Here is a 22,925-nt window from a genome sequence, read left to right on the forward strand (position 1 = left end):
GGTTTTTTTATTTTTATACACCTTTACATTAAAATAAAAACGCATTGGATCGCAGGCCGATTGGAATTTTTGACTCGGGAGTTGGTGGGATTTCCATCTGGAAAGAGCTCAGAAACAAGATGCCCTTGGAAGATACCATCTACCTTGCCGATAGTAAGAATGCGCCCTATGGGGAAAAATCACCGGAAGCCATCCTCCAACTCAGTATCAAGAATACTGAATTGCTTTTACAAAATCATTGTAAGCTCATCGTCGTAGCCTGCAACACTGCTACTACTAACGCTATAGACTACCTCAGAAAGAATTATGCCGTTCCCTTTATTGGGATAGAACCAGCTATCAAACCAGCCGCCTTGCAATCTGTTTCTGGAAAAGTAGGGGTGCTGGCAACGCGGGGAACGCTTACCAGTGCTTTGTTTCACAGTACTGCAAAAAATCACGCAGCAAATATTGAAATTCTTGAGCAGGTGGGTACCGGACTCGTGGAACTAATAGAGAAAGGGCAGGCACAATCCCCGGAAGCAAGGAACTTACTGCAAAAGTATATTCAACCCATGACAGCCGCAGGAATTGATCATCTCGTGCTGGGATGTACTCATTATCCTTTTCTTATTCCTGTCCTGAAGGATGAACTGCCTGTGCATGTAAAGATCATCGATTGCGGTGAAGCCGTGGCTAAACAAACACATAAGGTACTACAGCAGCATCAATTGTTGAATACAGATCAAAGAGAACCCTCATACAAATTCCTTAGCAATACTGAGGCGGAAATGTTATCCCGTTTTTTAAAGGATGAACCAGGGGAACTACAAATTAAGTTTCTCGATTTTTAACGTCGTTTATAGGTAAGGTAACTAAAGGATACTTTGTGCTTCTCATCCGCCGGATGGAATTCTTCTCTTAGGAGTTCCCATTCTTTCATGTCGATTTCCGGAAAATAGGTATCCGCTTCATACTTTCCGTGCACGCGGGTAAGCTCAATCACATCTGCGTATTCCATGGCCTGGGCGTAAATCTCTCCTCCGCCAATAATATAGGCTTCTTTGTCTTTATCCACCACTGAAAGTGCCTCCTTCAAAGAATGAACAACTTTACAATTACCGTGCGAAGTGGAATAAGATGTATCCCGGGTGATGATGATATGAAATCTGTTGGGAAGGGGCTTTGGAAAACTTTCAAAAGTTTTTCTTCCCATGATAATCGGATGACCGGTAGTGATCGCTTTAAATCGTTTAAAATCATCGGGCAAATGCCACAGAAGTTGGTTGTCTTTTCCCAGCGCGTTGTTTTCCGCGGCTGCTGCAATGATGATAAGAGTACTCAATCCACTTTTTTTTTTGGAGGTCCGGGATAAGGAAATTCTTTTTCCAACTGTTTTTGGAGCTCTGCTATTTTTTCTTTTTGTTTGAGAACCAACTTCTCACGTTGTTCTCTTTCCCAGTCGCGACCCATAAACGTACTAAGTATAAAGACATTGGCCAGATGTACTAAAAGGAGCAGACTCCATAATCCTATCGCCCAGTAGGCCCAATCATAGGCTTCTCCGTACTTAAAAACTTTGTTCATCAATACAAGTCCCACGCTGCCGATCAGGAACCACACAAAATGACGATACAGATTCTTTTTCTGCTTTATTCGTTCCTGGGCGTATTCAATTTGCTCGTGCTGTTCGAGGTTTATTCCGGAGTCCTTTTTCGTTTTGGAGAACATCTGAATCCTTATCTTTAACTACAAAGATAGATGAAATCGGATTTTAAGAGCCTGAGAATCGAAGGCAAAATAATCAAATATTTTGTAGACAGGGAATCCACTGTATATCCTCAGTATATGCATAAAAAAATATGAAGTAATGGACATAAATAAAATCCGGAAATCATTCCCGCTTGTAAAACAATCTCTTTATGTGAATACTGCCGCTATAGGGTTGATGTCTGAAGAACTCCAGGAATGGAGACAGGAACACGATCTCGACTTTTTAATCGGAGGTAGTGAGATGAAAATGGATAGTTTTCATATGATCTCCGGCATCAGGGATACACTTGGAAAATTCCTTGGATGTGATCGCAACAGAATTGCACTTAGCCCTAATTTTTCTCTGGCATTAAATACAGTACTTGAAGGCTTGCCAAAAGAAAATAATGTCCTCTTGTTACAGAGTGATTACCCTTCTGTAAACTGGCCTTTTGAGAGCAGGGACTTTAACTTGACCTATGCAAAAATCGATGATAAGGTAGAAAGCCATATTGAGGAGAAACTGCAAAGTGGAAAAATTGACGTTTTTGCTTTTAGCCTTGTACAATGGGAGAATGGACTAATGATTTCCGGTGATTTTATCAGGTACATAAGGGAACAGTATCCCGATCTGTTGATGATAGCTGATGGAACTCAGTATTGCGGAGCCTTTGATTTTAACTTCGATAATTCAGGGCTCGACATCATGGGCGGTAGTGGTTATAAATGGCTGTTGGCGGGAACGGGGAACGGGTATATGCTATTTTCCGAACGGGCCTCGGAACGTCTTTCTCTAAAATCGACCGGCTTTAATTCAGTGAATGGGAATATGGAGGCAAAGAAAGATATTCGACTCGCCAAACGATTAGAACCGGGCCATCTGGACAGCACGTGTTTCGGAAGTCTCGATTTTTCGATTAAAAAACTCATGGAATGGGATATCAAGAACATTGAAAAGCACAACAAAGCTTTGATAGAAAAGGCCAGAGAATCATTGCTCGGGCTCGACATGCTGGAGGAAACGGTGGCAAAGCGGAAGAATCATGGTGCCATCCTGAACATCAGGGGAGGAGATAAGCTGTTTTCTTATTTAAGCGATAATAATGTATGTTGTTCTCAGCGTGGTGGAGGAATCCGACTTAGTTTTCATCTATACAACTCAGAATCTGATTTAAACACCATTGTGGATATCCTGAAATCAGCCCCATCCTCCTTAGGTTCTTATAAAAATTAAGGGGGTAAAATTACTAATGTCGATATTTTTTACTGAATAATTATGAATTTGATAATAATGTGTTAAACGTTGTAAATGAGATATTTAATACATTAATTTTGCCTCGAATTTTAAAACCTAGTAAGATGGCAATTTCTAAACAATACTTAAAAACTAAACCTGTAGTTAAAGTAACTTTTACTGTACCTGCAGAAGATGCAAAAAAAGTAGCCGTAGTTGGCGACTTTAACAACTGGAACCCAAAAGGGAGCATGTTGAAAAAACTTAAAAACGGAAACTTCAAAGGGACTTTTGATCTTCCAAAAGAGAACTCTTATGAATTCCGTTACCTCGTTGATGGGGCTTATGTAAACGAAGCAGAAGCTGATCGTTATCAGTGGAACGACTTCGCCGGTGCTGAGAACGCCGTAATAGAGCTTTAATCCAGAAGGTTAGAAAAAATTAGAATCCGGAGTCTGTAAAAGGCTCCGGATTTTTTTGTCTTCTGATTTTGATTAATCAGATTATAATCTTTTTTAATTTCGAGTTTTTACCGACCTTCTAATTCCTGCTAATGAAAGGTCATAATTGAAATAGGAATCGATTGCGCTACCTTGAGCATTTTTTGCTGCTGAAATAGCAATGTCCCCACTGTATAAATATTTGGTAAGTATTTCAATCACTTTTTTGTTTTCTGAAACTACAATAGGGTTGACGATTTCCCCTTTTTTATTTATTTCAAAATAGACCTTAGCCTTTATATGTATATTCCCATAAGGACGAATAGAAGTGGTTATTTGTTTTATAAAATTTTCTTCCATTTTAGCATTAAAACAGGCAGACCAATCTTTTTCCCTTTCACATCCTTGAAACAAAGGTGGTACCGGAGCGGCATTATAAGAAACTATATCTGTTGAACCGACTGCTGCATCGGCATCTACCAATAGGGTAGTTGGTTTTTGAGCTATTTCATCATTTAGTATAAGATTGAATTCTATTGGGTACGAATAGATCATCGCCACCGGATTGCCGTCTAATATAGCAGGTTGAAGTTTGGGGATCGCTTCAACAATTCGCAGACCTTCATTCTCAAAAACCTTTTCCAATGATCGTGTTCGGATATTGCTAATTACACCTGTTGAGTCAACAACAAATTGAACATACACAATCCCCGTAAGTTGATTTTCCAGAGCACTTTTTGGGTAGTCAAAATTTGCAACGGTATGTGCTTTTATCTGATTATTGAAGCATTCTTCAGTCCCTTTAGTGGCACAAGGCAGTTCCTCAAAATACGGTGCAGAAGACACCTCTTTAAAATTATAAGTATTAGCCTCCTGACCATAGAAAGAAGGGAAAATGCAGAGAAAGAGAATAAACCGAATTACCTGGATCATGCACTAATTTAATACTTAGATAGCTATGTGCTTTATGATAGGTTTAAATTTCCTTTTTATTGTATTAAACAGCTACCATCCCTTTGATGTGTGGATGGGGGTCATAATCGAGAAGGGTAAAGTCCTCAAATTTAAAATCGAAAATATCTTTTACCTCCGGATTCAGGACCATTTTAGGAAGTGGCCTGGGGTCCCTGCTCAGTTGTAATTCGATCTGCTCCATATGATTGTTGTAGATATGGGCATCCCCAAAGGTGTGGATGAATTCTCCTGGTTTGTAACCGCAGACCTGGGCAACCATCAATGTGAACAATGCATAGGAGGCAATATTAAAAGGTACTCCCAGGAAAATATCTGCGCTTCGTTGGTAGAGTTGACAGGAAAGTTTTCCATCGGCCACATAGAACTGAAAAAAGGCGTGACAGGGCGGAAGAGCCGCCTTGCCTTCTGCTACATTCTCAGCAAAGGACTTTGAGGAATCTGGCATAACACTGGGGTTCCAGGCAGCGACCATCATCCTGCGGCTGTCAGGAGTGTTTTTTAGCTTGTCGATAAGGTCCTGGATCTGATCGATTCCATCTCCGTTCCAGTTCCGCCATTGATATCCGTAGACGGGACCCAGATCTCCATTTTCATCCGCCCATTCATTCCATATCCGAACGCCGTTCTCCTGGAGGTATTTCACATTGGTATCCCCTTTCAGGAACCAAAGCAACTCGTGAACAATGGATTTTAAGTGCAGTTTTTTTGTGGTGACCATAGGGAATCCCTCACTGAGGTCGAATCGCATCTGGTAGCCAAAAACAGAAATGGTCCCTGTCCCCGTACGGTCACTTTTTTTATTTCCTTTCTCCAGGACGTGTTTTAGCAGGTCGTGATATTGTTTCATAAATATGTCAAATATGATATTGTCGTAAAATTAGAAAATCCCTGCCTTAGAATAAATCAGTGGAGCATGCTTCTTTTTAAAACTTATCAACGAAAGCAGGGCCGACACTACCCGAGGATCATTCCGGCAAATGTGGCGGAGAGAAGTGATGCCAGGGTTCCCCCTAAAACGGCCTTCATCCCAAATTCAGAGAGCGTCTTACGCTGTCCCGGCGCCAGGGAGCCAATCCCACCGATCTGAATACCGATAGAAGCAAAGTTGGCAAACCCGCATAGCATATATGTCGCCATGATGATCGACTTGTTAAAGGAGAAATGGGTGCCACTGCTGAAGTCCTTGAGTTCGGCCAGCTGTATATACCCAACAAATTCACTTGCGGCCAGTTTTACTCCCAACAATTGTCCCATGAGTAATACGTCCTGTGAATTAACCCCTATCAACCACATCAAGGGCGCAAAAATTACACCGAGAATTGCTTCCAGAGAAAGCTGGTCATAAACCGAATTTTCACTAATCCAGCTGTTGATGGCAGTAAGATCGCCTGCCCAGCCCAGAATGCCATTAATCATGGCAATAAAGGCAACAAAGACTAATAACATGGCCCCAACATTAACTGCCAGTTTCAGGCCTTCTGTTGTTCCGTTTGCAATGGCATCGAGGATATTTGCACCAATTTTTTCCGTGGAGACCTGGATTTCTCTGTTTACATTCTCCGTTTGGGGATAGAGGATTTTTGAGATCACAATAGCCCCCGGGGCAGCCATAACGGATGCGGCGATAAGGTGCCGGGCAAATTCGAGTCGAAGCTGTTCGTCATTTCCTCCCAGGAAACCGATATAGGCTGCAAGTACACCCCCTGCAACGGTAGCCATTCCACCGATCATCACCAAAAGGATTTCAGATTTATTCATCTTCTCCAGATAAGCCTTGATCAATAAGGGGGCTTCTGTCTGACCTAAAAAGATATTTCCTGAGACGCTCAGACTTTCAGCTCCCGAGATACCCAGAAATCGGGAAAGCAACCAGGCGAGGCCTTTTACAATCTTTTGGATGATGCCGAGATAATAAAGAACTGACGTCAGGGCAGAAAAGAAAATGATTGTCGGCAGGATCTGAAAGGCAAAAATATAGCCTATGTTGGGATTGTCGAGATTGAGAAGGCCACCGAATATAAACTCACTGCCTGCCATTGTATATTTCAGAATCTCATTGAAGAATTGCCCCAGTTTATTAAAGAACCATTGAATTGCAGGGACTTTAAGAATTCCTATAGCAAGGGACAATTGTATCCCAAGGCCTATGGCTGTTGTTTTCCAGTTTATCGCCCTTCGGTTAGAAGAGAACAGATATGCGATCAGGAGCAGAGCCAGCATCCCCAGAGCCCCACGCCATAGACTATCGAGGGAAAAGCCCTGATTGGCAATGATCGGACTCACTATTTCCGGGGTGACTTGCTGTACGGGCCAAACAGAAACTTCAGCGGTACTGTCCAATTCCACGCTGTCTTTTGTGGGAATCTCTTGACCAAAGCCATGGAAAAACAGCAACATAAAAAGGGAAAGGATCCAAATTCCTGGCTTCATACGGAGGGGTCTAGTAAATCATTTGCGTTTGGAAATTTCGTCCCGTAGTCTGGCCGCCTTTTCATAGTCTTCATTGGCAACCGCTTTGTCGAGCTCCTTGTGAAGTTCATCCATGCTCAATTCCTTATATGGGGCAGTTGAACCCGGATCAATCTCCACGGTTTCACCTTCCTGCAAAATCTCATCTACTACTATACTGTCATCTACTTCGTCCTTATCCTTTTCCTTGGAAGAGAATTTGAGGAAAATACCCGCTTTGTCAAGAATAGTTTTATATGTAAAAATGGGAGCGTTAAACCGAAGAGCAAGGGCGATGGCATCGGAAGTACGCGCATCGATTATTTCTTCCACCTTCTCCCGCTCGCAGATGATACTTGAATAAAAAACGCCATCAACAAGCTTGTGAATGATCACTTGTTTGACAATGATATCAAACCTGTCGGCAAAATTTTTAAAAAGGTCATGAGTGAGAGGCCTTGGGGGTTTGATCTCTTTTTCAAGAGCAATGGCAATGGATTGTGCCTCAAAAGCTCCAATCACAATGGGAAGTTTTCGATCTCCGTCAACCTCATTTAAAATAAGGGCATATGCCCCATTTTGTGTTTGACTGTAAGATATTCCTTTAATTTTTAATCTAACTAGACTCATAATCACTCAAATACCATAAAGGGCTGTATAAATAATAAGGATTGTCCCTGGTATTTAAACAGCCCTTCAAAGGCACAAATTAACAAAAATTAGGCGTTCTGGGCCTTAAATTCCTTTAATTTTTCGATGAGTTTCGGGACAACTTCAAAGGCATCCCCTACGATTCCGTAATCTGCCGCTTTAAAGAAGGGAGCTTCCGGATCGGTGTTGATCACTACTTTGACTTTGGAGGCACTTACCCCGGCAAGGTGTTGAATTGCACCTGAAATACCAATCGCAATATAAAGATTGCTGGCTACGGGTTTCCCAGTCTGCCCAACGTGTTCCCCATGCGATCTCCATCCCATATCGCTAACTGGTTTTGAGCATGCTGTTGCGGCTCCGAGTACTTCAGCCAATTCTTCTATCATACCCCAGTTTTCAGGTCCTTTGAGGCCACGACCTGCAGATACCACAATGTCGGCATCGGCAATAGTCACTTCCCCAACCACTTTATCTACTTCTACTGACCTGGTTGCGAAGTCCTTTTCACCCGCTTCCGGACTAAAGGATTCTTCTTGTAGACTGCTAGAATTTTCAATTATGCCAAAGGCATTGTTAGACACACCGATAATTTTAATATCTGTATTGATTTCGGTATGAGCAAAACCTTTATTACTAAAGGCCATTCTCTTAACTACCATAGGTTGAACGCTGTCAGGTGCGGCAACTGCATTTGGTACATATCCGGCCTTAAGCATCCCGGCAAGCAAACCTCCCAGATATTTAGAATCGGTACTGGAGCTGAGGATCACCACTTGTGCTCCTACTTTATTAACCGCTTCGGCAATCGCACTAGCGTATGCTCTGGCATGAAAAGTCTTTAATTTTTCATCCTCTACTTTTAAAACCTTGCTTACTCCGTAATTCCCAAGGGCTGAATTATCAGAGACATTAAAACTGATAGCTGTTACCTCTGTTCCCATTTCCCCCGCCACTTTATAGGCGTAAGAGGCAGCTTCAAAGGCATTTTTCTTAAATTTTCCGCTCTCGGCTTCTGTATAAACTAATATGGACATATTCTTTATATTTTTTAAGGAGTACTATTAAATTACTTTAGCCTCGTTGTGTAACAAATCAATCAATTCTTCTACATTTTCAGCGTCAACAAGTTTAACCGGTCCTTTCGGAGCAGGCTTGTCGAACGACTTATCAGTAGTGGCATGATCAGAGTCGACAGGCTCCAGAACATTCAATTTTTTCTGCCGCGCCATCATAATACCCCTCATATTTGGAATTCTCAGGTCACTTTCCTCTACAAGGCCTTTCTGCCCGCCAATGATAAGGGGTAAAGATGTTTCCAGGGTCTCCTTTCCCCCGTCTATTTCCCTTATGGCTTTTACTTTATCACCGTCGACTTCTAAGCCGATGCAGGTATTGACAAAATTTATGTCGAGAGTGGCAGCGATAATTCCCGGGACCATTCCGCCGTTGTAGTCGATGGATTCCCTGCCGGCAATGATAAGGTCATACCCACCGTTTTTTATCACTTCGGCGAGTTGCTGAGCCACAAAATAACCGTCGGTAGGCTCGGCATTGATTCTAATTCCTTCATCGGCACCAATCGCCAGGGCCTTTCTCATGGTAGATTCTACACCGGGGCCTCCCACAGTGGCCACATGCACAGTAGCCCCCTGTTTTTCTTTAAACCACATAGCGCGGGTAAGTCCAAATTCGTCATTGGGGTTGATCACAAATTGAACACCCGTAGTATCGAATTTAGTATTGTCCTGGGTAAAATTGATCTTGGAGGTCGTATCGGGAACATTACTGATACAAACTAATATATTCATATGAGGTATTTTTTGAAATAATAAGGCCTCAAAGATAACCAATAAAAATCAAAAATACTATGCATGCATAATAAAAATTTAATTTGATTTTCCTTTTTTGTAAGGTCTTTTTGAAGGATATTTTCCTATTTTTGTTGGCATTTTGATCACAATTCAGGATGAGAAATACAAGCATATGAAGACAATTCAATTTCGGGAAGCTATTGCAGAAGCCATGTCTGAAGAAATGAGGAGGGACGAGTCGATTTACCTGATGGGGGAGGAAGTGGCTGAATACAATGGTGCCTATAAGGCATCAAAAGGGATGCTGGATGAATTTGGCCCTGACCGGGTTATTGATACTCCTATTTCAGAATTAGGATTTTCTGGTGTAGGTGTCGGTTCTGCCATGATAGGTAACCGCCCTATCATTGAATTTATGACCTTCAATTTTGCCCTTGTCGGAATTGATCAGATAATTAATAATGCAGCTAAAATCAGGCAAATGTCTGGAGGGCAGTTCAATTGTCCTATCGTCTTCAGAGGACCTACGGCCTCTGCGGGTCAGCTGGCCGCTACCCATTCACAGGCCTTTGAAAGTTGGTATGCCAACTGCCCCGGCCTTAAGGTGGTAGTGCCATCAAATCCTAAAGATGCAAAAGGATTGCTCAAAGCATCTATTCGTGATGACGACCCGGTAATTTTTATGGAATCTGAGCAGATGTATGGAGATAAAGGAGAAGTGCCTGAAGGTGATTTCACTATTCCTCTGGGTGTTGCTGAAATTAAAAGAGAAGGAAAAGACGTCACCATAGTTTCATTTGGCAAGATTATCAAAGAAGCTTATAAAGCTGCCGAAGAACTTGAAAAGGAAGGAATTCAATGTGAGATTATCGACCTCCGGACAGTAAAACCAATGGACAGTGAAGCTATCCTGAAATCAGTAAAAAAGACCAATCGCCTGGTGATTCTCGAAGAGGCGTGGCCCTTTGGGAATGTAGCAACAGAGATCACCTACCAGGTGCAGTCCAAAGCTTTTGACTACCTGGACGCACCCATAGTAAAGATCAATACAGCAGATACTCCAGCCCCGTATTCGCCGGGATTACTGGAAGAGTGGTTACCCAATCACCAGGATGTTATCAATGCAGTTAAAAAGGTGATGTACAAATAATTGTGACCTTATTAAAACTTAATAAAACTTCGTCACTCCGGTGCTGGCGAAGTTTTTTTTATCCGTATTTTTTCCGGAAGATTTAAAACCCATTTAAGAAGGGAATTAAGTATAGAATTAAAAATAGTTCCAGGGATCACGCGCTTTATCTATGAGGATAATCCTGATTAGCTTATTATTTTTTATCACAACCCTTTGTTTTTCACAAACGAAGGTAAGTGGTATTGTTGTAGATGAAAATGGAGATCCAGTAGCCTTTGCCAATGTCATTTTTCCAAACTCAACGGAAGGGACGATTACGAATGACAACGGTAGATTCTATCTCGAATCAGACCAAAACTACAATGCCATTCAAGTATCATTTATCGGGTATCAAACCAGGGATATTGAACTTCTCTCTACCGTAAACTACGACCTGAGAATTGTATTGTCTGAAGGAGAACAGCTCGATGAGGTGGTGGTCTATGTAGGAAAACGGTCTAAAAAGGACAATCCGGCCATCGATATCCTCAGAAAGATATGGGCCAAGAAAAGGATCAATGGACTTCGGAAATTCAAACAATACGAATACGACAAATATGAGAAGGTAGAATTTGATCTCAATACTATAGACAGTGCCCTGATCAAAAGCAGGGTGTTCAAGGGACTCGAATTTGTCTTTGCAGACCTCGACACTTCACGAATAACCGGAAAGACCTATTTGCCCATTTTCCTCAATGAGGTTTTTTCAAAGGTATACGGGAACAACGAGATCCAGAAGGAAAGGGTTGATGTACTGGGGAATAAAAATTCCGGATTTACAAACAACCAGGCGATAACCGCCTTTGTTCAGGACCTGTATTCCGATTATGATGTTTATGCCAACTACCTTAAGTTTTTTGATAAGAGTTTTACCAGTCCGCTGTCACGCACCGGAATCGATGTATACAATTACGTCCTTTCAGACAGTGCCTATATCGACAATAAATGGTGCTACCATATCATCTACTATCCGAGGCGAAAGAATGAACTCACTTTCAAAGGCGATTTCTGGGTGAACGACACCACCTACGCCCTGAAGAAGATCAACCTGGAAGTAACAAAAAGCGCCAATATAAATTGGGTAAAGGAAATTTACATAGAGCAGGATTTTGAAGTGGTAAGTGATTCGGTTTTTCTCCTGAAAAGGGATTATATGTTATCCGACTTTGCCCTGAATAAAAAGGAATCGTCTAAAGGAGTTTACGGGAAGCGAACCACGGTCTATGACAATTATAAATTTGACCAGGCAAAACCCGAGGAATTTTACAGAACAGCTTCTGATCCCTTCGATCCACAGGTCTTTCAGCGCGACAGTGTTTTCTGGAGCAATAACAGGCTGGAATCCCTGAATAAAGACGAAAGTGGAATTTACGCTTTGCTGGATACTCTTAAAACGGTCCCGAAATTTAAGACGTATTACAATCTGGTTAGCATCCTCAGTTCGGGATATGTGGAGATCGACAAATGGAACATGGATATCGGAAGCATCTACAGCACTTTTGGATATAACGATGCAGAGGGTATACGTCTACGGGGAGGGATGCGTACCTATTTTGGACAGAACGATCCCTGGCGGCTGGAAGGGTACATGGCTTATGGCTTTATGGACAAAAAGTTTAAACACGGTTTTTCGGCCAAATTCCTGTTAGATAAGAAAAGCAGACTGATTATTTCCGGTGGAAACCGACGCGATATTGAACAGTTGGGCTTAAGTCTCACAGCAACGAACGATGTTTTGGGAAGGAGTGTAGCCTCCTCATCGGTCCTGACGGTTGGGAATAATGACCGCCTTACCAGTATAAATCTCAGCACGCTCAACCTAGAAGCCGAACCCTTAAAGAATTTCAGAATGAGATTCGGTGGTTCCTTCCGAACCCTGAGATCTGCCCTTCCTCAGGCCTTTAATCTGGATTATATTGACCTGGAATCCCCCACAGGGATATCTTCAGAGATAAAACAATTTGATCTTACAACTACCCTTATTTATACGCCGGGGAAACGGACCATAGGTTATGGAGTGGAACGGCGGAATGTCAACGATGAATACGCAACCCTGCTATTTAATTATACCAGGGGGTTAGAGGGCTTTCTCGAAAGCGATTTCAGTTATGCCAAATATCAGTTTTCCTACACTCAACCCTGGCAAATTGGTGGATTTGGCCGACTCCTGAGTACCGTGGAAATGGGAAAGACTACAGAGGCCGTACCTCTTAGTCTGCTCAACGTAATCCCCGGGAATCAAACATTATTTACCTTGTACAATACCTTTCCCAACCTGGATTTTTATGAATTTGTTACAGATACCTATATCGCCCTCCATCTGGAACAGAATTTTAACGGCCGGCTTTTTTCGCGCATACCTATTATTCGCGACTGGAATCTAAGGGAAATTGTAGGTCTTCGTGGTGCCTGGGGACAACTTTCAGATGAGAACATAGCCCTTAATAGTCCGACCAACATTCCCCTTGTCGCGCCTTCAGACAAGATCTATTGGGAATACTCTTTTGGGATTAGTAACATCTTCAAGATTTTCCGGGTCGATTTTAACTTCAGGGGAAATTACCTTGAAGGCCCTGATGCCAGGCCCTTTAGCGTAACAGGGACCTTTGGCTTTAATTTCTGATTTAGGTTGACACTTTGCTGTTCTACGTATAAAGTATTGAGGTCAATTATTGCTTTTATATTCAGATCGGTTTTACTACTTTTGCAGCCGTTTTAACAGATAAATAACAAATCAATATGGAACTAATCGTAACCCTATTACCAGCATTTGGTGTACTAGCCTTGCTGTTTGTCTTTATTAAAAACATGTGGGTCTCCAAACAGGAAGTAGGAGACGAGAAAATGGCAAGAATTGCAAAAAACATTGCAGATGGCGCCATGTCTTTTCTTAAGGCAGAATACAAAATACTGTCAATCTTTGTTTTTGCCGTTGCTATACTTCTCTATTTCAAGGGTGAAAACGAAGCTGGATCTAATGGAATGGTGGCACTCTCTTTCGGTGTAGGCGCCATTTGTTCAGCCCTGGCAGGATTTATAGGGATGCGTGTTGCCACTAAAGCCAATGTAAGAACAACACAGGCAGCTAGAACTTCCCTGGGGAAAGCTTTGGAAGTTGCGTTTGCAGGAGGTTCCGTAATGGGACTTGGTGTAGTTGGTTTAGGAGTATTGGGCCTTAGTGGTCTCTTTATGATCTATCAGAACATCTGGCCAGGCGCAGATAATGTTTCATTAGTATTAAATGTATTATCCGGATTTTCTTTAGGGGCATCATCTATCGCCCTTTTTGCACGTGTAGGAGGAGGAATTTATACCAAAGCAGCAGATGTTGGTGCTGACCTGGTTGGAAAAGTGGAAGCGGGAATTCCCGAAGATCACCCATTGAACCCTGCTACTATTGCCGATAACGTAGGAGATAATGTTGGGGATGTTGCAGGGATGGGAGCCGACCTTTTTGAATCCTATGTGGGCTCAATCATCGGAACAATGGTATTGGGAGCATATATATTTACTCCTGATTTAGATGGTCTTGGTGCTGTCTATTTACCTTTAGTGTTGGCAGCAGTTGGAATTATTATGTCTATCATAGGAACCTTCTTTGTAAAAGTGAAAGAGGGAGGTAATCCGCAAACAGCTTTGAATATAGGTGAGTTTGGATCTGCCGGTTTAATGGTGATTGCATCTTATTTTATTATCAACGCCATGATCCCTGATACAGTTGAAGGCCTGCCATTTGGAGCCTGGGGTGTATTTCTTGCAACCATTGCTGGTTTAGTGGCCGGATTGGGAGTAGGGAAGATCACCGAATACTACACAGGAACCGGAACAAAACCGGTAAGTGCTATTGTTCGGCAATCTGAAACCGGTGCTGCAACCAACATTATTTCCGGATTAGGAGTTGGGATGATGTCTACAGCAGTTCCGATTTTACTGATTGCTGGAGCCATTTTGGTTTCCCATCATTTTGCAGGATTATACGGAATTGCTATCGCAGCCGTGGGGATGCTTGCAAATACTGGAATTCAGCTGGCAGTTGATGCCTACGGACCAATTTCAGACAATGCCGGGGGTATTGCCGAAATGGCGGAATTACCCGGAGAAGTTCGTGAACGTACCGATAAATTAGATGCTGTTGGAAATACCACAGCCGCTATTGGAAAAGGATTTGCGATTGCCTCTGCGGCATTAACGGCATTAGCTTTATTTGCCGCCTTTATGAAGGTAGCAAACGTAAACACTATTGATGTTTCCAGACCTGATATTATGGCCGGCTTATTAGTAGGAGCTATGTTGCCTTTTGTTTTCTCTGCCTTGTCTATGAATGCAGTAGGACGTGCTGCGATGGCTATGATTGAGGAAGTTCGTCGTCAGTTCAGGGATATCCCTCAATTAAAAGCGGCCCTGGAGGTGATGCGTAAGTACGATTCGGATATGTCTAAAGCTTCTGAAGCTGACCGGGCTATTTTTGATGCTGCAGATGGATATGCAGAATATGATAAATGTGTTGATATTTCTACCAAAGCCTCCATCAAGGAAATGGTATTGCCAGGTCTGTTGGCCATTGCCGTGCCGGTTATAGTTGGTTTTGGAGGTAAATTGTTTGGTATTGGTGGAGCAGAAATGTTGGGCGGACTATTGGCAGGTGTAACTTCTGCAGGTGTTTTAATGGCCATCTTCCAGTCGAATGCCGGAGGTGCCTGGGATAATGCCAAGAAGATGATAGAAGCTGATGGCCGTAAAGGCTCTGATGCCCATAAGGCTGCAGTTGTTGGAGATACTGTTGGAGATCCGTTTAAAGATACTTCAGGACCTTCGCTGAACATCCTTTTAAAGTTAATGTCTGTTGTTGCCCTGGTAATTGCGCCGAGTATCGCTTTGTCTTCAGATGCAATATCGGCATATAATTCAGACAAATCTGAAACAGGTTTTGCTCAGGTTCTTGAGGAAAAATTTGTTCAAGTAAAAATGGAAGAGAATGAAGATGGCACAGTTACCGCTAAAGTAATAACCACAACTACCAAAGATGGGGAAGAAAATGTAGATGAAAAGACATTTTCGGGGACTATGGAAGAGGTGGAAGCTCAAATTGAGGCCATGAATATGAAGGAAGATGGAGCCAAGGTGAAGATCAAAAAGATCGTTGAAAAAGAAGTAGAGGAGAACTAGACTTTACTTTTATCTGATAAAAAAAGGCCGCTTTTTAAAAGCGGCCTTTTTTGTGTTTTATAATTAGCTTAGAATAAACCGTGGATCTCTGCATCGATTTTATTGATGACCTCTCCAAGGTGTTCCGGTTCATCAACAAAATCCAATTGATCGACATCGATCACCAGAAGATTACCTTTTTCATAGCCATGGACCCAGGCTTCGTAGCGTTCGTTTAACCTGCTTAAATAGTCTATGGATATTGTGTTTTCGTAATCCCTGCCTCTTTTGTGGATCTGATTGACAAGGTTTGGGATAGAACTGCGAAGGTAGATAAGCAAGTCCGGGGGTTGCACCAGACTTTCCATAAGTTCGAATAAACTGGTATAGTTTGTAAAATCCCTGTTCGTCATCAGGCCCATGGCGTGAAGGTTGGGGGCGAATATATGTGCGTCTTCGTAAATGGTCCTGTCCTGAATAACGTTTTTCCCACTCTCCCGGATTTTGAGGATCTGCCGGTAACGACTGTTCAGGAAATAGATCTGGAGGTTAAAACTCCATCGTTCCATCTGAGTATAGAAATCATCCAGATAGGGATTGTCTACCACATCTTCAAAATGCGCTTCCCACTTATAATGTTTTGAAAGTAATTCGGTCAGTGTTGTCTTTCCTGCCCCGATGTTTCCGGCAACGGCGATGTGCATAGGATCCTTTTATTTGGCTTTTGATGTATTTTTGAAAGGATAGCAATATACAAAGTATCTTGGCTATCGAAAAAAATAGTGGATGAAATACTATCTGTAAATAGACATCATAAAATTTTTATTTCAAACCCAAATATGTACTTTTGTGCCCATTAACAAAGAGGACGGATTTGACTGATTGCAACCTCTGTAAAAATGCTAAAGCAGTTTCTGCCGATTTCCGTGCATTGTAAACTTCTCCCTGGCATTATTTCGAATCCCTTCTCACAAGCTAAGAAAATGGTATGCCATATTTATTTACTTCCGAATCTGTAAGTGAGGGACACCCCGATAAGATCGCCGATCAGATCAGCGATGCCCTGCTTGATAATTTCCTGGCTTTTGACCCCGAAAGCAAAGTGGCCTGTGAGACACTGGTTACCACCGGGCAGGTTGTTCTTGCCGGGGAAGTGAAAAGTCATACCTATGTTGATCTGCAGCAGATAACCCGTGAAGTGATCAATAAGATTGGGTATACCAAAGGTGCATACCAGTTCAGTGGGGATTCCTGTGGTATTATTTCTTTGATACATGAGCAATCTAAAGAGATCAACCAGGGGGTAGATCGGGGGACCAAGGAAGAGCAGGGAGCAGGTGACCAGGGGATGATGTTTGGATACGCCACCAAAGAAACTGAAAATTATATGCCGCTTGCGCTGGATATTTCTCATAAGATCCTCCAGGAACTAGCCGCACTTCGGAAAGAAAATGACGACATTACCTATTTACGCCCTGATGCCAAAGCACAGGTAACCATTGAATATTCTGATAACAATGTGCCATTGCGAATTGACACTATTGTCATATCTACCCAGCACGACCCCTTTGATGAGGACGATCAGAAAATGCTAAAGACTATCAAAAGTCATCTTCTGGCCATTCTGATCCCAAGGGTAAAAAAGAGGTTGCCGGAGAAAACCAGAGAACTTTTTACCGACGACATCAAGTACCATATCAATCCGACAGGGAAATTTGTCATTGGAGGGCCACATGGGGATACCGGACTCACAGGTAGAAAGATTATTGTGGATACCTATGGGGGCAAAGGAGCACATGGAGGAGGTGCCTTCAGCGGAAAAGATCCGAGTAAGGTAGACAGAAGTGCTGCCTATGCTGCACGTCATGCAGCTAAGAACCTGGTGGCCGCTGGCGTTGCCGAAGAAATACTCGTTCAGATCAGTTACGCCATTGGGGTAGTACAGCCCACTTCCGTTTTTGTGGATACCTATGGCACGGCGAAAATAAATATGACCGATGGGGAGATTGCAAAAATAGTGGCTGATTTGTTCGATTTCAGACCCTTTGCGATTGAAGAACGCCTGAAATTAAGAAATCCAATATATCTCGAAACTGCTGCTTACGGTCATATGGGGAAGGAACCTAAAATGGTGACCAAGGTCTTTGAGTCCCCTTATAACGGGCGTATCAAACGGGAAGTAGAGTTGTTTACCTGGGAAAAACTGGATATGATTGAACTGGTACAGGAAGCATTTAACATATAATTTTAGTAGGATAATTAGGAATTTTTAAAATTCCGTTCCTATATTTGACAATTCAAAGTTCAAACTCTTATTGAATAGTTATCAAGAAAGGTGGAGGGACTAGACCCTTTGAAGCCTTAGCAACCCTTTGTGTCAGAAGCAAAGAAGGTGCTACATTCTATCCTGCATACGGCAGGACAGATAACACAGACCTATTACCATCGGTAATTTCTCTTTCTTTTTAACTTTTTTGATTTGTACTCCGGCTAACAGTAGCCGTAGTGTGGTTTGGCTTTTTTATTTCATGTTTAACAAATAAAAAAACTAAAATCATGAGCGATCAAAATTTTTCGACCAAAGCATTGCATGCTGGTCATGACACCAAATTGCACGGGGGGACAAGAGCCATCCCGATTTATCAGAGTACAGCTTATGTGTTCGACAATTCGGACCATGCGGCAAATTTGTTTTCCCTTGCGGAATTCGGGAATATCTATACCCGGATCAACAACCCTACCAACGACATTCTGGAGCAGCGCCTGGCAGCGCTCGAAGGAGGTATCGCATCGGTAGTAACAGCTTCCGGTACAGGCGCAATCAATACTGCCTTGTTGGTTTTACTAAAGGCAGGTGACCATATTGTTGCATCCAACAGCTTGTACGGCGGCACCTACAACTTACTTAGTGTTACCCTGCCACGCCTTGGAATCACTACCACATTTGTGGATCCTGAAGATCCCGCCAATTTCGGCAAGGCCGTCAAAGAAAATACCAGGGCTATTTTTGTTGAATCCCTGGGAAATCCAAAACTGGATGTACTTGATCTGAAGGCGATTTCAGCTGAGGCGAAAAAGGCGAGGATTCCTTTTATTGTAGACAATACAGTTGCCACTCCCGCCTTATTAAACCCCATAGAACATGGGGCTAATATCGTGATCCACTCCCTTACCAAATACATTAACGGCAATGGAACCGCTTTAGGGGGTGCCATTATTGATGCAGGAACATTCGACTGGTCTAGTGGGAAGTTTCCCGAGTTTACAGAGCCTTCTCCCGGGTATCACGGGTTGGTATACCACGATGCTCTTGGCCCGGCTGCCTTTATAGCCAAGGTCAGAATAGAAGGCCTTCGCGATCACGGTGCCTGCCTGAGTCCGTTTAATGCGTTCCAGATTATTCAGGGGCTTGAAACACTTGAGGTAAGGATCAGAAAGCACAGCGAAAATGCCCTCGCCCTTGCCAAATGGCTGGAAAACCGAAAGGAAGTTTCCTGGGTAAATTATCCCGGGCTGGAAAGTAGTAAGTACTTTCCTCTGGCCAAGGCATACCTGCCCAAAGGCCAGAGTGGTATTGTCACTTTTGGAGTGAAAGGCGGTTATGAATCAGCCAAAAAAATCGCAGATGAAACCGAAGTATTTTCGCTTTTGGCAAATATTGGAGATACCAAGTCGCTCATCATTCATCCGGCAAGTACAACTCATCAGCAATTAGATGATGAAGCCCAACTTACCACAGGTGTAACCAAGGACCTCATCAGGTTGTCTGTTGGACTGGAAGATCTGTCGGATTTGACAGCCGACCTTGAACAGGCATTTGCGAAAATTGAAAAATCGGTTTTAGCTTAACAAGCAAGGTATATTAGCACCTTCTTATAGTACAATGAGTCTGAAAGTCAAAGAGATGAAGGCAGTAGCAGGATTAAAACAACTGAATATTCCCGGATATACAACCTTAAGTGGGGTTACCGGGGATATTCAGCTTTCCTATCAGGTATTTGGAAAGCCGTTGAATTCTGCGCCAGTTGTTTTAGTGAATCACGCTCTAACAGGCAATTCTAATATCTGTGGTCCTGATGGGTGGTGGAATGACCTGGTCGGGAAACAGAAATGTATTGATACGGACAGATATACTGTTCTCTCATTCAACATTCCCGGAAATGGTTATGATGGCTTTGTCATTGATAACTACAGGGATTTCGTCGCCGGGGATATTGCGAGGATCTTTTTAATCGGACTTGAATTACTGAAGATTTCCAGGGTGTATGCCATTATTGGGGGGTCTCTCGGAGGGGGAATTGCCTGGGAAATGGCGGCTCTCAACCCCGAAATAACAACGCACCTGATTCCTGTGGCATCCGACTGGAAGTCGACAGACTGGCTAATTGCCAATTGCCAGATACAGGAACAGTTTTTAGTGAATTCGAAAAATCCTGTACACGATGCAAGGATGCACGCCATGCTGTGCTACCGTACCCCCGAATCTTTTAAAGAACGTTTTAAAAGGAGTACCAATGAAGAATTGAACGTTTTTAATGTGGAAAGTTGGTTATTACACCACGGAAGGAAATTACAGGAACGCTTTCAACTGTCAGCTTACAAACTAACCAACCAGCTTCTTAAGACTATAGATATCACCCGTAGCGGGGATGAAGCGTTTAAAAACTTGCGACAGAGTGAAACGAACATTCATATCATAGGGGTGGATTCTGATCTCTTTTTTTCAGCTAGTGAGAATAAAGATACTTACAAGCAAATGGCTCAGGCCAGGAGTAATGTTACCTATGGGGAGATAAAATCCCTGCACGGACACGATGCCTTTTTGATGGAATTTGAGCAAATGCATCAGCTTCTTGATCCTATTTTTAATAAGAACCAGCGTTCCCACCGATATAAGATTCTCAAATTTGGGGGGAAATCTCTCGCTAACGGGGAAGGTATAGAAAGAGTACTGGAGATCATTGTTTCGGGGGTGAAGGCCGGGGAGAAACTTGCCGTTGTAGTGTCGGCCAGGGAAATGGCTACTGACCAGTTGGGCACTATCCTTGAACTTGCAGCCAAGGGGGAGGATTACAAAAAAGAATTTGAAAGGTTTGAAAGCTATCAAAGGCATAGTTTTAAAAATGTCGATTTGTCCGATCAATTCAGGGAACTGGCACAGCTCTTAGAAGGAGTAGCTCTGCTGGGAGATTACAGTCCCAAAATCCGGGATCAGGTATTGGCAATTGGAGAGCTTATTTCCACCAAGCTGATCACCAAATTACTTATAGGAAAAGGAATTGGGGCAAAATGGATAGATTCACGGGAGTTGATCATTACTGACGAAAACTTTGGCAATGCTAATGTGAAGGACGAAGTGTCGAGAAGCAGGGTCCTGGAACTTTTTCATTCGTTTGAGGCCGGGGTAACCCCCGTAATTGCAGGCTTTATTGGAGCTACAGAAAAAGGGGAGACAACTACACTGGGCAGGAATGGAAGTAATTATACAGCTTCACTTCTGGCCAATTTCCTCGACGCAGAAGAATTACAGAATTACACCCACGTAGACGGCATTTATACCGCCGATCCGAAATGGGTGCCAGAGGCGAGACGAATAGATAAACTCTCTTATGCAGAAGCCAATGAGCTGGCCAATTTTGGTGCAACCATCCTGCATGCCAAAACCATTATCCCCCTTCTGGAGAAAAATATTCCTCTTCGAATCCTCAATACTTTTAATAAAGAGAACAAGGGGACACTGATTAGCGCCACCTCAGAAGCGGAAGGAATACGTTCTCTTTCAGTGCTCGATAATGAAGCGCTCATCAACCTGGAAGGAAGGGGTCTTCTTGGTAAAGTAGGGGTAGATGCCCGGATATTCCGAGCCCTGAGCAGGAACAATATCAGTGTTAGTATTATATCTCAGGGCTCCTCAGAGAGGGGTATCGGACTTCTGGTGAATGCAGACAAGGCGGAAATTGCCCGTAGGGCGTTGAAAGAAGAATTTGAATCCGATTTTGAATCAAAGGATATCAATACCATCAATATCGTCGATGATGTTTCTGTGATCTCTATTGTTGGTCAGGATCTGAGCACTTTTCATAAGCCTTACAATGCATTGATTAAAAACCAGGTTATCCCCTTACTTTTTAATAATACAGTAACTGGGAAAAATATCAGCCTTGTAGTAAAACGAGAGGATCTCCATAAGGCATTAAATGTGATGCACGGGCAGATCTTTGGCGTGAGTAAGCGAATTAATCTCGCGGTTTTTGGTCATGGAAATGTGGGAGGCACGCTTCTCGATCAGATTCTGCATGCAAGTGAGTCGATTGAAAAAAGGAAGGGTATTCAACTCAGGGTTTTTGCCTTGAGTAACTCCAAAACCCTGCTGCTAAACAGGGACGGAATTGGAAACGACTGGAGGAAAGAGATCGAGGAAAATGGGAATGCCTATGCACTTTCGGAGGTTTTTGATTTTGCCCGGCAACATCACCTGGAAAATCTGATAGCTGTAGATAATACTGCCAGCGAAGATTTTGTAGCTCATTACTTCGATTTTGTTGAAAATGGATTTGACCTCATTTCGTCAAACAAAATTGCCAATACCTTGGGTTACGATTATTATCAGCTGCTGCGGGAGGAGTTAGGAAGGTTTCAAAAACAATATTTATACGAGACGAATGTAGGGGCAGGTCTGCCGCTGATCGATACCATAAAATTGCTTCATTTATCGGGAGAAAATATTACCAGGATAAAAGGTGTATTTTCTGGTTCCCTCTCCTATATTTTTAATACGTTTTCCGAAAAAAATGTCCCATTTTCTGAAGTAGTTCTGGAGGCGATGAGTCTTGGTTATACAGAACCCGATCCCCGGGAGGACCTATCGGGAATGGATGTGGGGCGTAAATTGCTGATCCTTGCCCGTGAGCTTCAGCTGCAAAATGAGATTGATGACGTTAAGGTGGAAAACCTCATCCCCAGGGAATTACAAGGCCTGACGGTAGAAGAATTTGCTGAACGTATCGAAATTCTAAATCCGCTTATGGAAAAGAAAAAAGAGGAGTTGCAGAAGGGGCAGGTTCTGCGCTATGTTGGAGATCTTCATGGAAATTTGCAGAAGGATAAAGGGATACTGGAGGTAAAGTTAATTGCTGTCTCGGAAGAAAGCAGCCTTGGGAAGGTGCGGGGTTCAGATTCAATCATCGAAATCTATACTGAATCGTATGGTAAACACCCCCTTGTCATCCAGGGAGCAGGGGCAGGAGCTGCTGTTACCGCAAGAGGGGTTTTTGGCGATATATTGAGAATCGCAGAAAAAATATAATCAAATTTAT

At 42.8% G+C, this 22,925-nt stretch carries 18 protein-coding genes and 1 riboswitch; of the genes, 9 read left to right on the forward strand and 9 right to left on the reverse strand.

Annotation, left to right across the window (positions count from 1 at the left end; genetic code table 11):
• Positions 1-44 precede the first annotated feature (44 nt).
• Positions 45-833: a glutamate racemase gene (gene murI, locus AB8P51_RS01610; protein ID WP_369747020.1), complete on the forward strand. Its 789-nt coding sequence runs from the start codon at positions 45-47 to the stop codon at positions 831-833.
• Here the strand turns inward: murI and AB8P51_RS01615 are convergent.
• On the reverse strand, positions 830-1,324 hold the full coding sequence (locus AB8P51_RS01615; RefSeq protein ID WP_369747021.1) for a dihydrofolate reductase: 495 nt from the start codon (positions 1,322-1,324) through the stop codon (positions 830-832). The genes murI and AB8P51_RS01615 overlap by 4 nt on opposite strands.
• A complete protein-coding gene (locus AB8P51_RS01620; RefSeq protein WP_369747022.1) occupies positions 1,321-1,710 on the reverse strand; it encodes a 2TM domain-containing protein in 390 nt (129 codons plus the stop codon). Before AB8P51_RS01620 ends, AB8P51_RS01615 begins: the two co-directional genes overlap by 4 nt.
• A 139-nt stretch (positions 1,711-1,849) precedes the next feature.
• Between AB8P51_RS01620 and AB8P51_RS01625 the strand changes: the two genes are divergently transcribed.
• A complete protein-coding gene (locus tag AB8P51_RS01625) occupies positions 1,850-2,965 on the forward strand; it encodes an aminotransferase class V-fold PLP-dependent enzyme (protein WP_369747023.1) in 1,116 nt (371 codons plus the stop codon).
• A 125-nt stretch (positions 2,966-3,090) separates the two neighbouring features.
• Positions 3,091-3,387, forward strand: coding sequence for an isoamylase early set domain-containing protein (locus AB8P51_RS01630; protein WP_369747024.1), 297 nt, complete (start codon positions 3,091-3,093; stop codon positions 3,385-3,387).
• A 93-nt stretch (positions 3,388-3,480) separates the two neighbouring features.
• Here AB8P51_RS01630 and AB8P51_RS01635 read toward each other — a convergent pair whose 3' ends face one another.
• The 6 genes from AB8P51_RS01635 to AB8P51_RS01660 form a co-directional block, all read right to left on the reverse strand.
• The gene (locus tag AB8P51_RS01635) at positions 3,481-4,338 is read right to left on the reverse strand and encodes an energy transducer TonB (RefSeq protein ID WP_369747025.1); all 858 of its coding nucleotides are present in this window, start codon (positions 4,336-4,338) and stop codon (positions 3,481-3,483) included.
• A 64-nt stretch (positions 4,339-4,402) separates the two neighbouring features.
• On the reverse strand, positions 4,403-5,227 hold the full coding sequence (locus AB8P51_RS01640; RefSeq protein WP_369747026.1) for a thymidylate synthase: 825 nt from the start codon (positions 5,225-5,227) through the stop codon (positions 4,403-4,405).
• Positions 5,228-5,334: 107 nt separating this feature from the next.
• On the reverse strand, positions 5,335-6,810 hold the full coding sequence (locus AB8P51_RS01645; RefSeq protein ID WP_369747027.1) for a NupC/NupG family nucleoside CNT transporter: 1,476 nt from the start codon (positions 6,808-6,810) through the stop codon (positions 5,335-5,337).
• An 18-nt stretch (positions 6,811-6,828) separates the two neighbouring features.
• Positions 6,829-7,458, reverse strand: a complete 630-nt coding sequence (locus AB8P51_RS01650; RefSeq protein WP_369747028.1) for a bifunctional nuclease domain-containing protein — start codon at positions 7,456-7,458, stop codon at positions 6,829-6,831.
• Between the two features lie 89 nt (positions 7,459-7,547).
• The gene (locus tag AB8P51_RS01655) at positions 7,548-8,516 is read right to left on the reverse strand and encodes an electron transfer flavoprotein subunit alpha/FixB family protein (RefSeq protein ID WP_369747029.1); all 969 of its coding nucleotides are present in this window, start codon (positions 8,514-8,516) and stop codon (positions 7,548-7,550) included.
• Positions 8,517-8,543: 27 nt separating this feature from the next.
• Positions 8,544-9,290 carry an electron transfer flavoprotein beta subunit/FixA family protein gene (locus AB8P51_RS01660; RefSeq protein WP_369747030.1) on the reverse strand — a complete coding sequence of 249 codons (747 nt, stop codon included), beginning with the start codon at positions 9,288-9,290 and terminating at the stop codon, positions 8,544-8,546.
• 175 nt (positions 9,291-9,465) lie between these two features.
• Between AB8P51_RS01660 and AB8P51_RS01665 the strand changes: the two genes are divergently transcribed.
• The 3 genes from AB8P51_RS01665 to AB8P51_RS01675 all read left to right on the forward strand — a co-directional run bounded on the left by AB8P51_RS01665 (position 9,466) and on the right by AB8P51_RS01675 (position 15,630).
• Entirely contained in the window at positions 9,466-10,443 is a 978-nt protein-coding gene (locus tag AB8P51_RS01665) for a pyruvate dehydrogenase complex E1 component subunit beta (protein WP_369747031.1), read from the forward strand.
• A 151-nt stretch (positions 10,444-10,594) separates the two neighbouring features.
• Entirely contained in the window at positions 10,595-13,087 is a 2,493-nt protein-coding gene (locus tag AB8P51_RS01670) for a DUF5686 family protein (protein WP_369747032.1), read from the forward strand.
• 116 nt (positions 13,088-13,203) lie between these two features.
• Positions 13,204-15,630: a sodium-translocating pyrophosphatase gene (locus tag AB8P51_RS01675; RefSeq protein WP_369747033.1), complete on the forward strand. Its 2,427-nt coding sequence runs from the start codon at positions 13,204-13,206 to the stop codon at positions 15,628-15,630.
• A gap of 68 nt (positions 15,631-15,698) precedes the next feature.
• On the opposite strand, the gene AB8P51_RS01680 is transcribed toward AB8P51_RS01675, so the two are convergent.
• Complete coding sequence (locus AB8P51_RS01680; protein ID WP_369747034.1) at positions 15,699-16,313, reverse strand: deoxynucleoside kinase; 615 nt, start codon at positions 16,311-16,313, stop codon at positions 15,699-15,701.
• A gap of 284 nt (positions 16,314-16,597) precedes the next feature.
• Between AB8P51_RS01680 and metK the strand changes: the two genes are divergently transcribed.
• From metK to thrA, 3 genes are all read left to right on the forward strand, one after another.
• Entirely contained in the window at positions 16,598-17,854 is a 1,257-nt protein-coding gene (gene metK / locus AB8P51_RS01685) for a methionine adenosyltransferase (protein WP_369747035.1), read from the forward strand.
• A gap of 75 nt (positions 17,855-17,929) precedes the next feature.
• Positions 17,930-18,041, forward strand: a riboswitch (SAM riboswitch).
• A gap of 124 nt (positions 18,042-18,165) precedes the next feature.
• A complete protein-coding gene (locus AB8P51_RS01690) occupies positions 18,166-19,458 on the forward strand; it encodes an O-acetylhomoserine aminocarboxypropyltransferase/cysteine synthase family protein (RefSeq protein WP_369747036.1) in 1,293 nt (430 codons plus the stop codon).
• A gap of 55 nt (positions 19,459-19,513) precedes the next feature.
• Entirely contained in the window at positions 19,514-22,915 is a 3,402-nt protein-coding gene (gene thrA, locus AB8P51_RS01695; RefSeq protein WP_369747037.1) for a bifunctional aspartate kinase/homoserine dehydrogenase I, read from the forward strand.
• Positions 22,916-22,925: the final 10 nt, after the last annotated feature.

The organism is Muriicola sp. SD30, from assembly GCF_041205185.1.
GTDB lineage: Bacteria > Bacteroidota > Bacteroidia > Flavobacteriales > Flavobacteriaceae > Muriicola.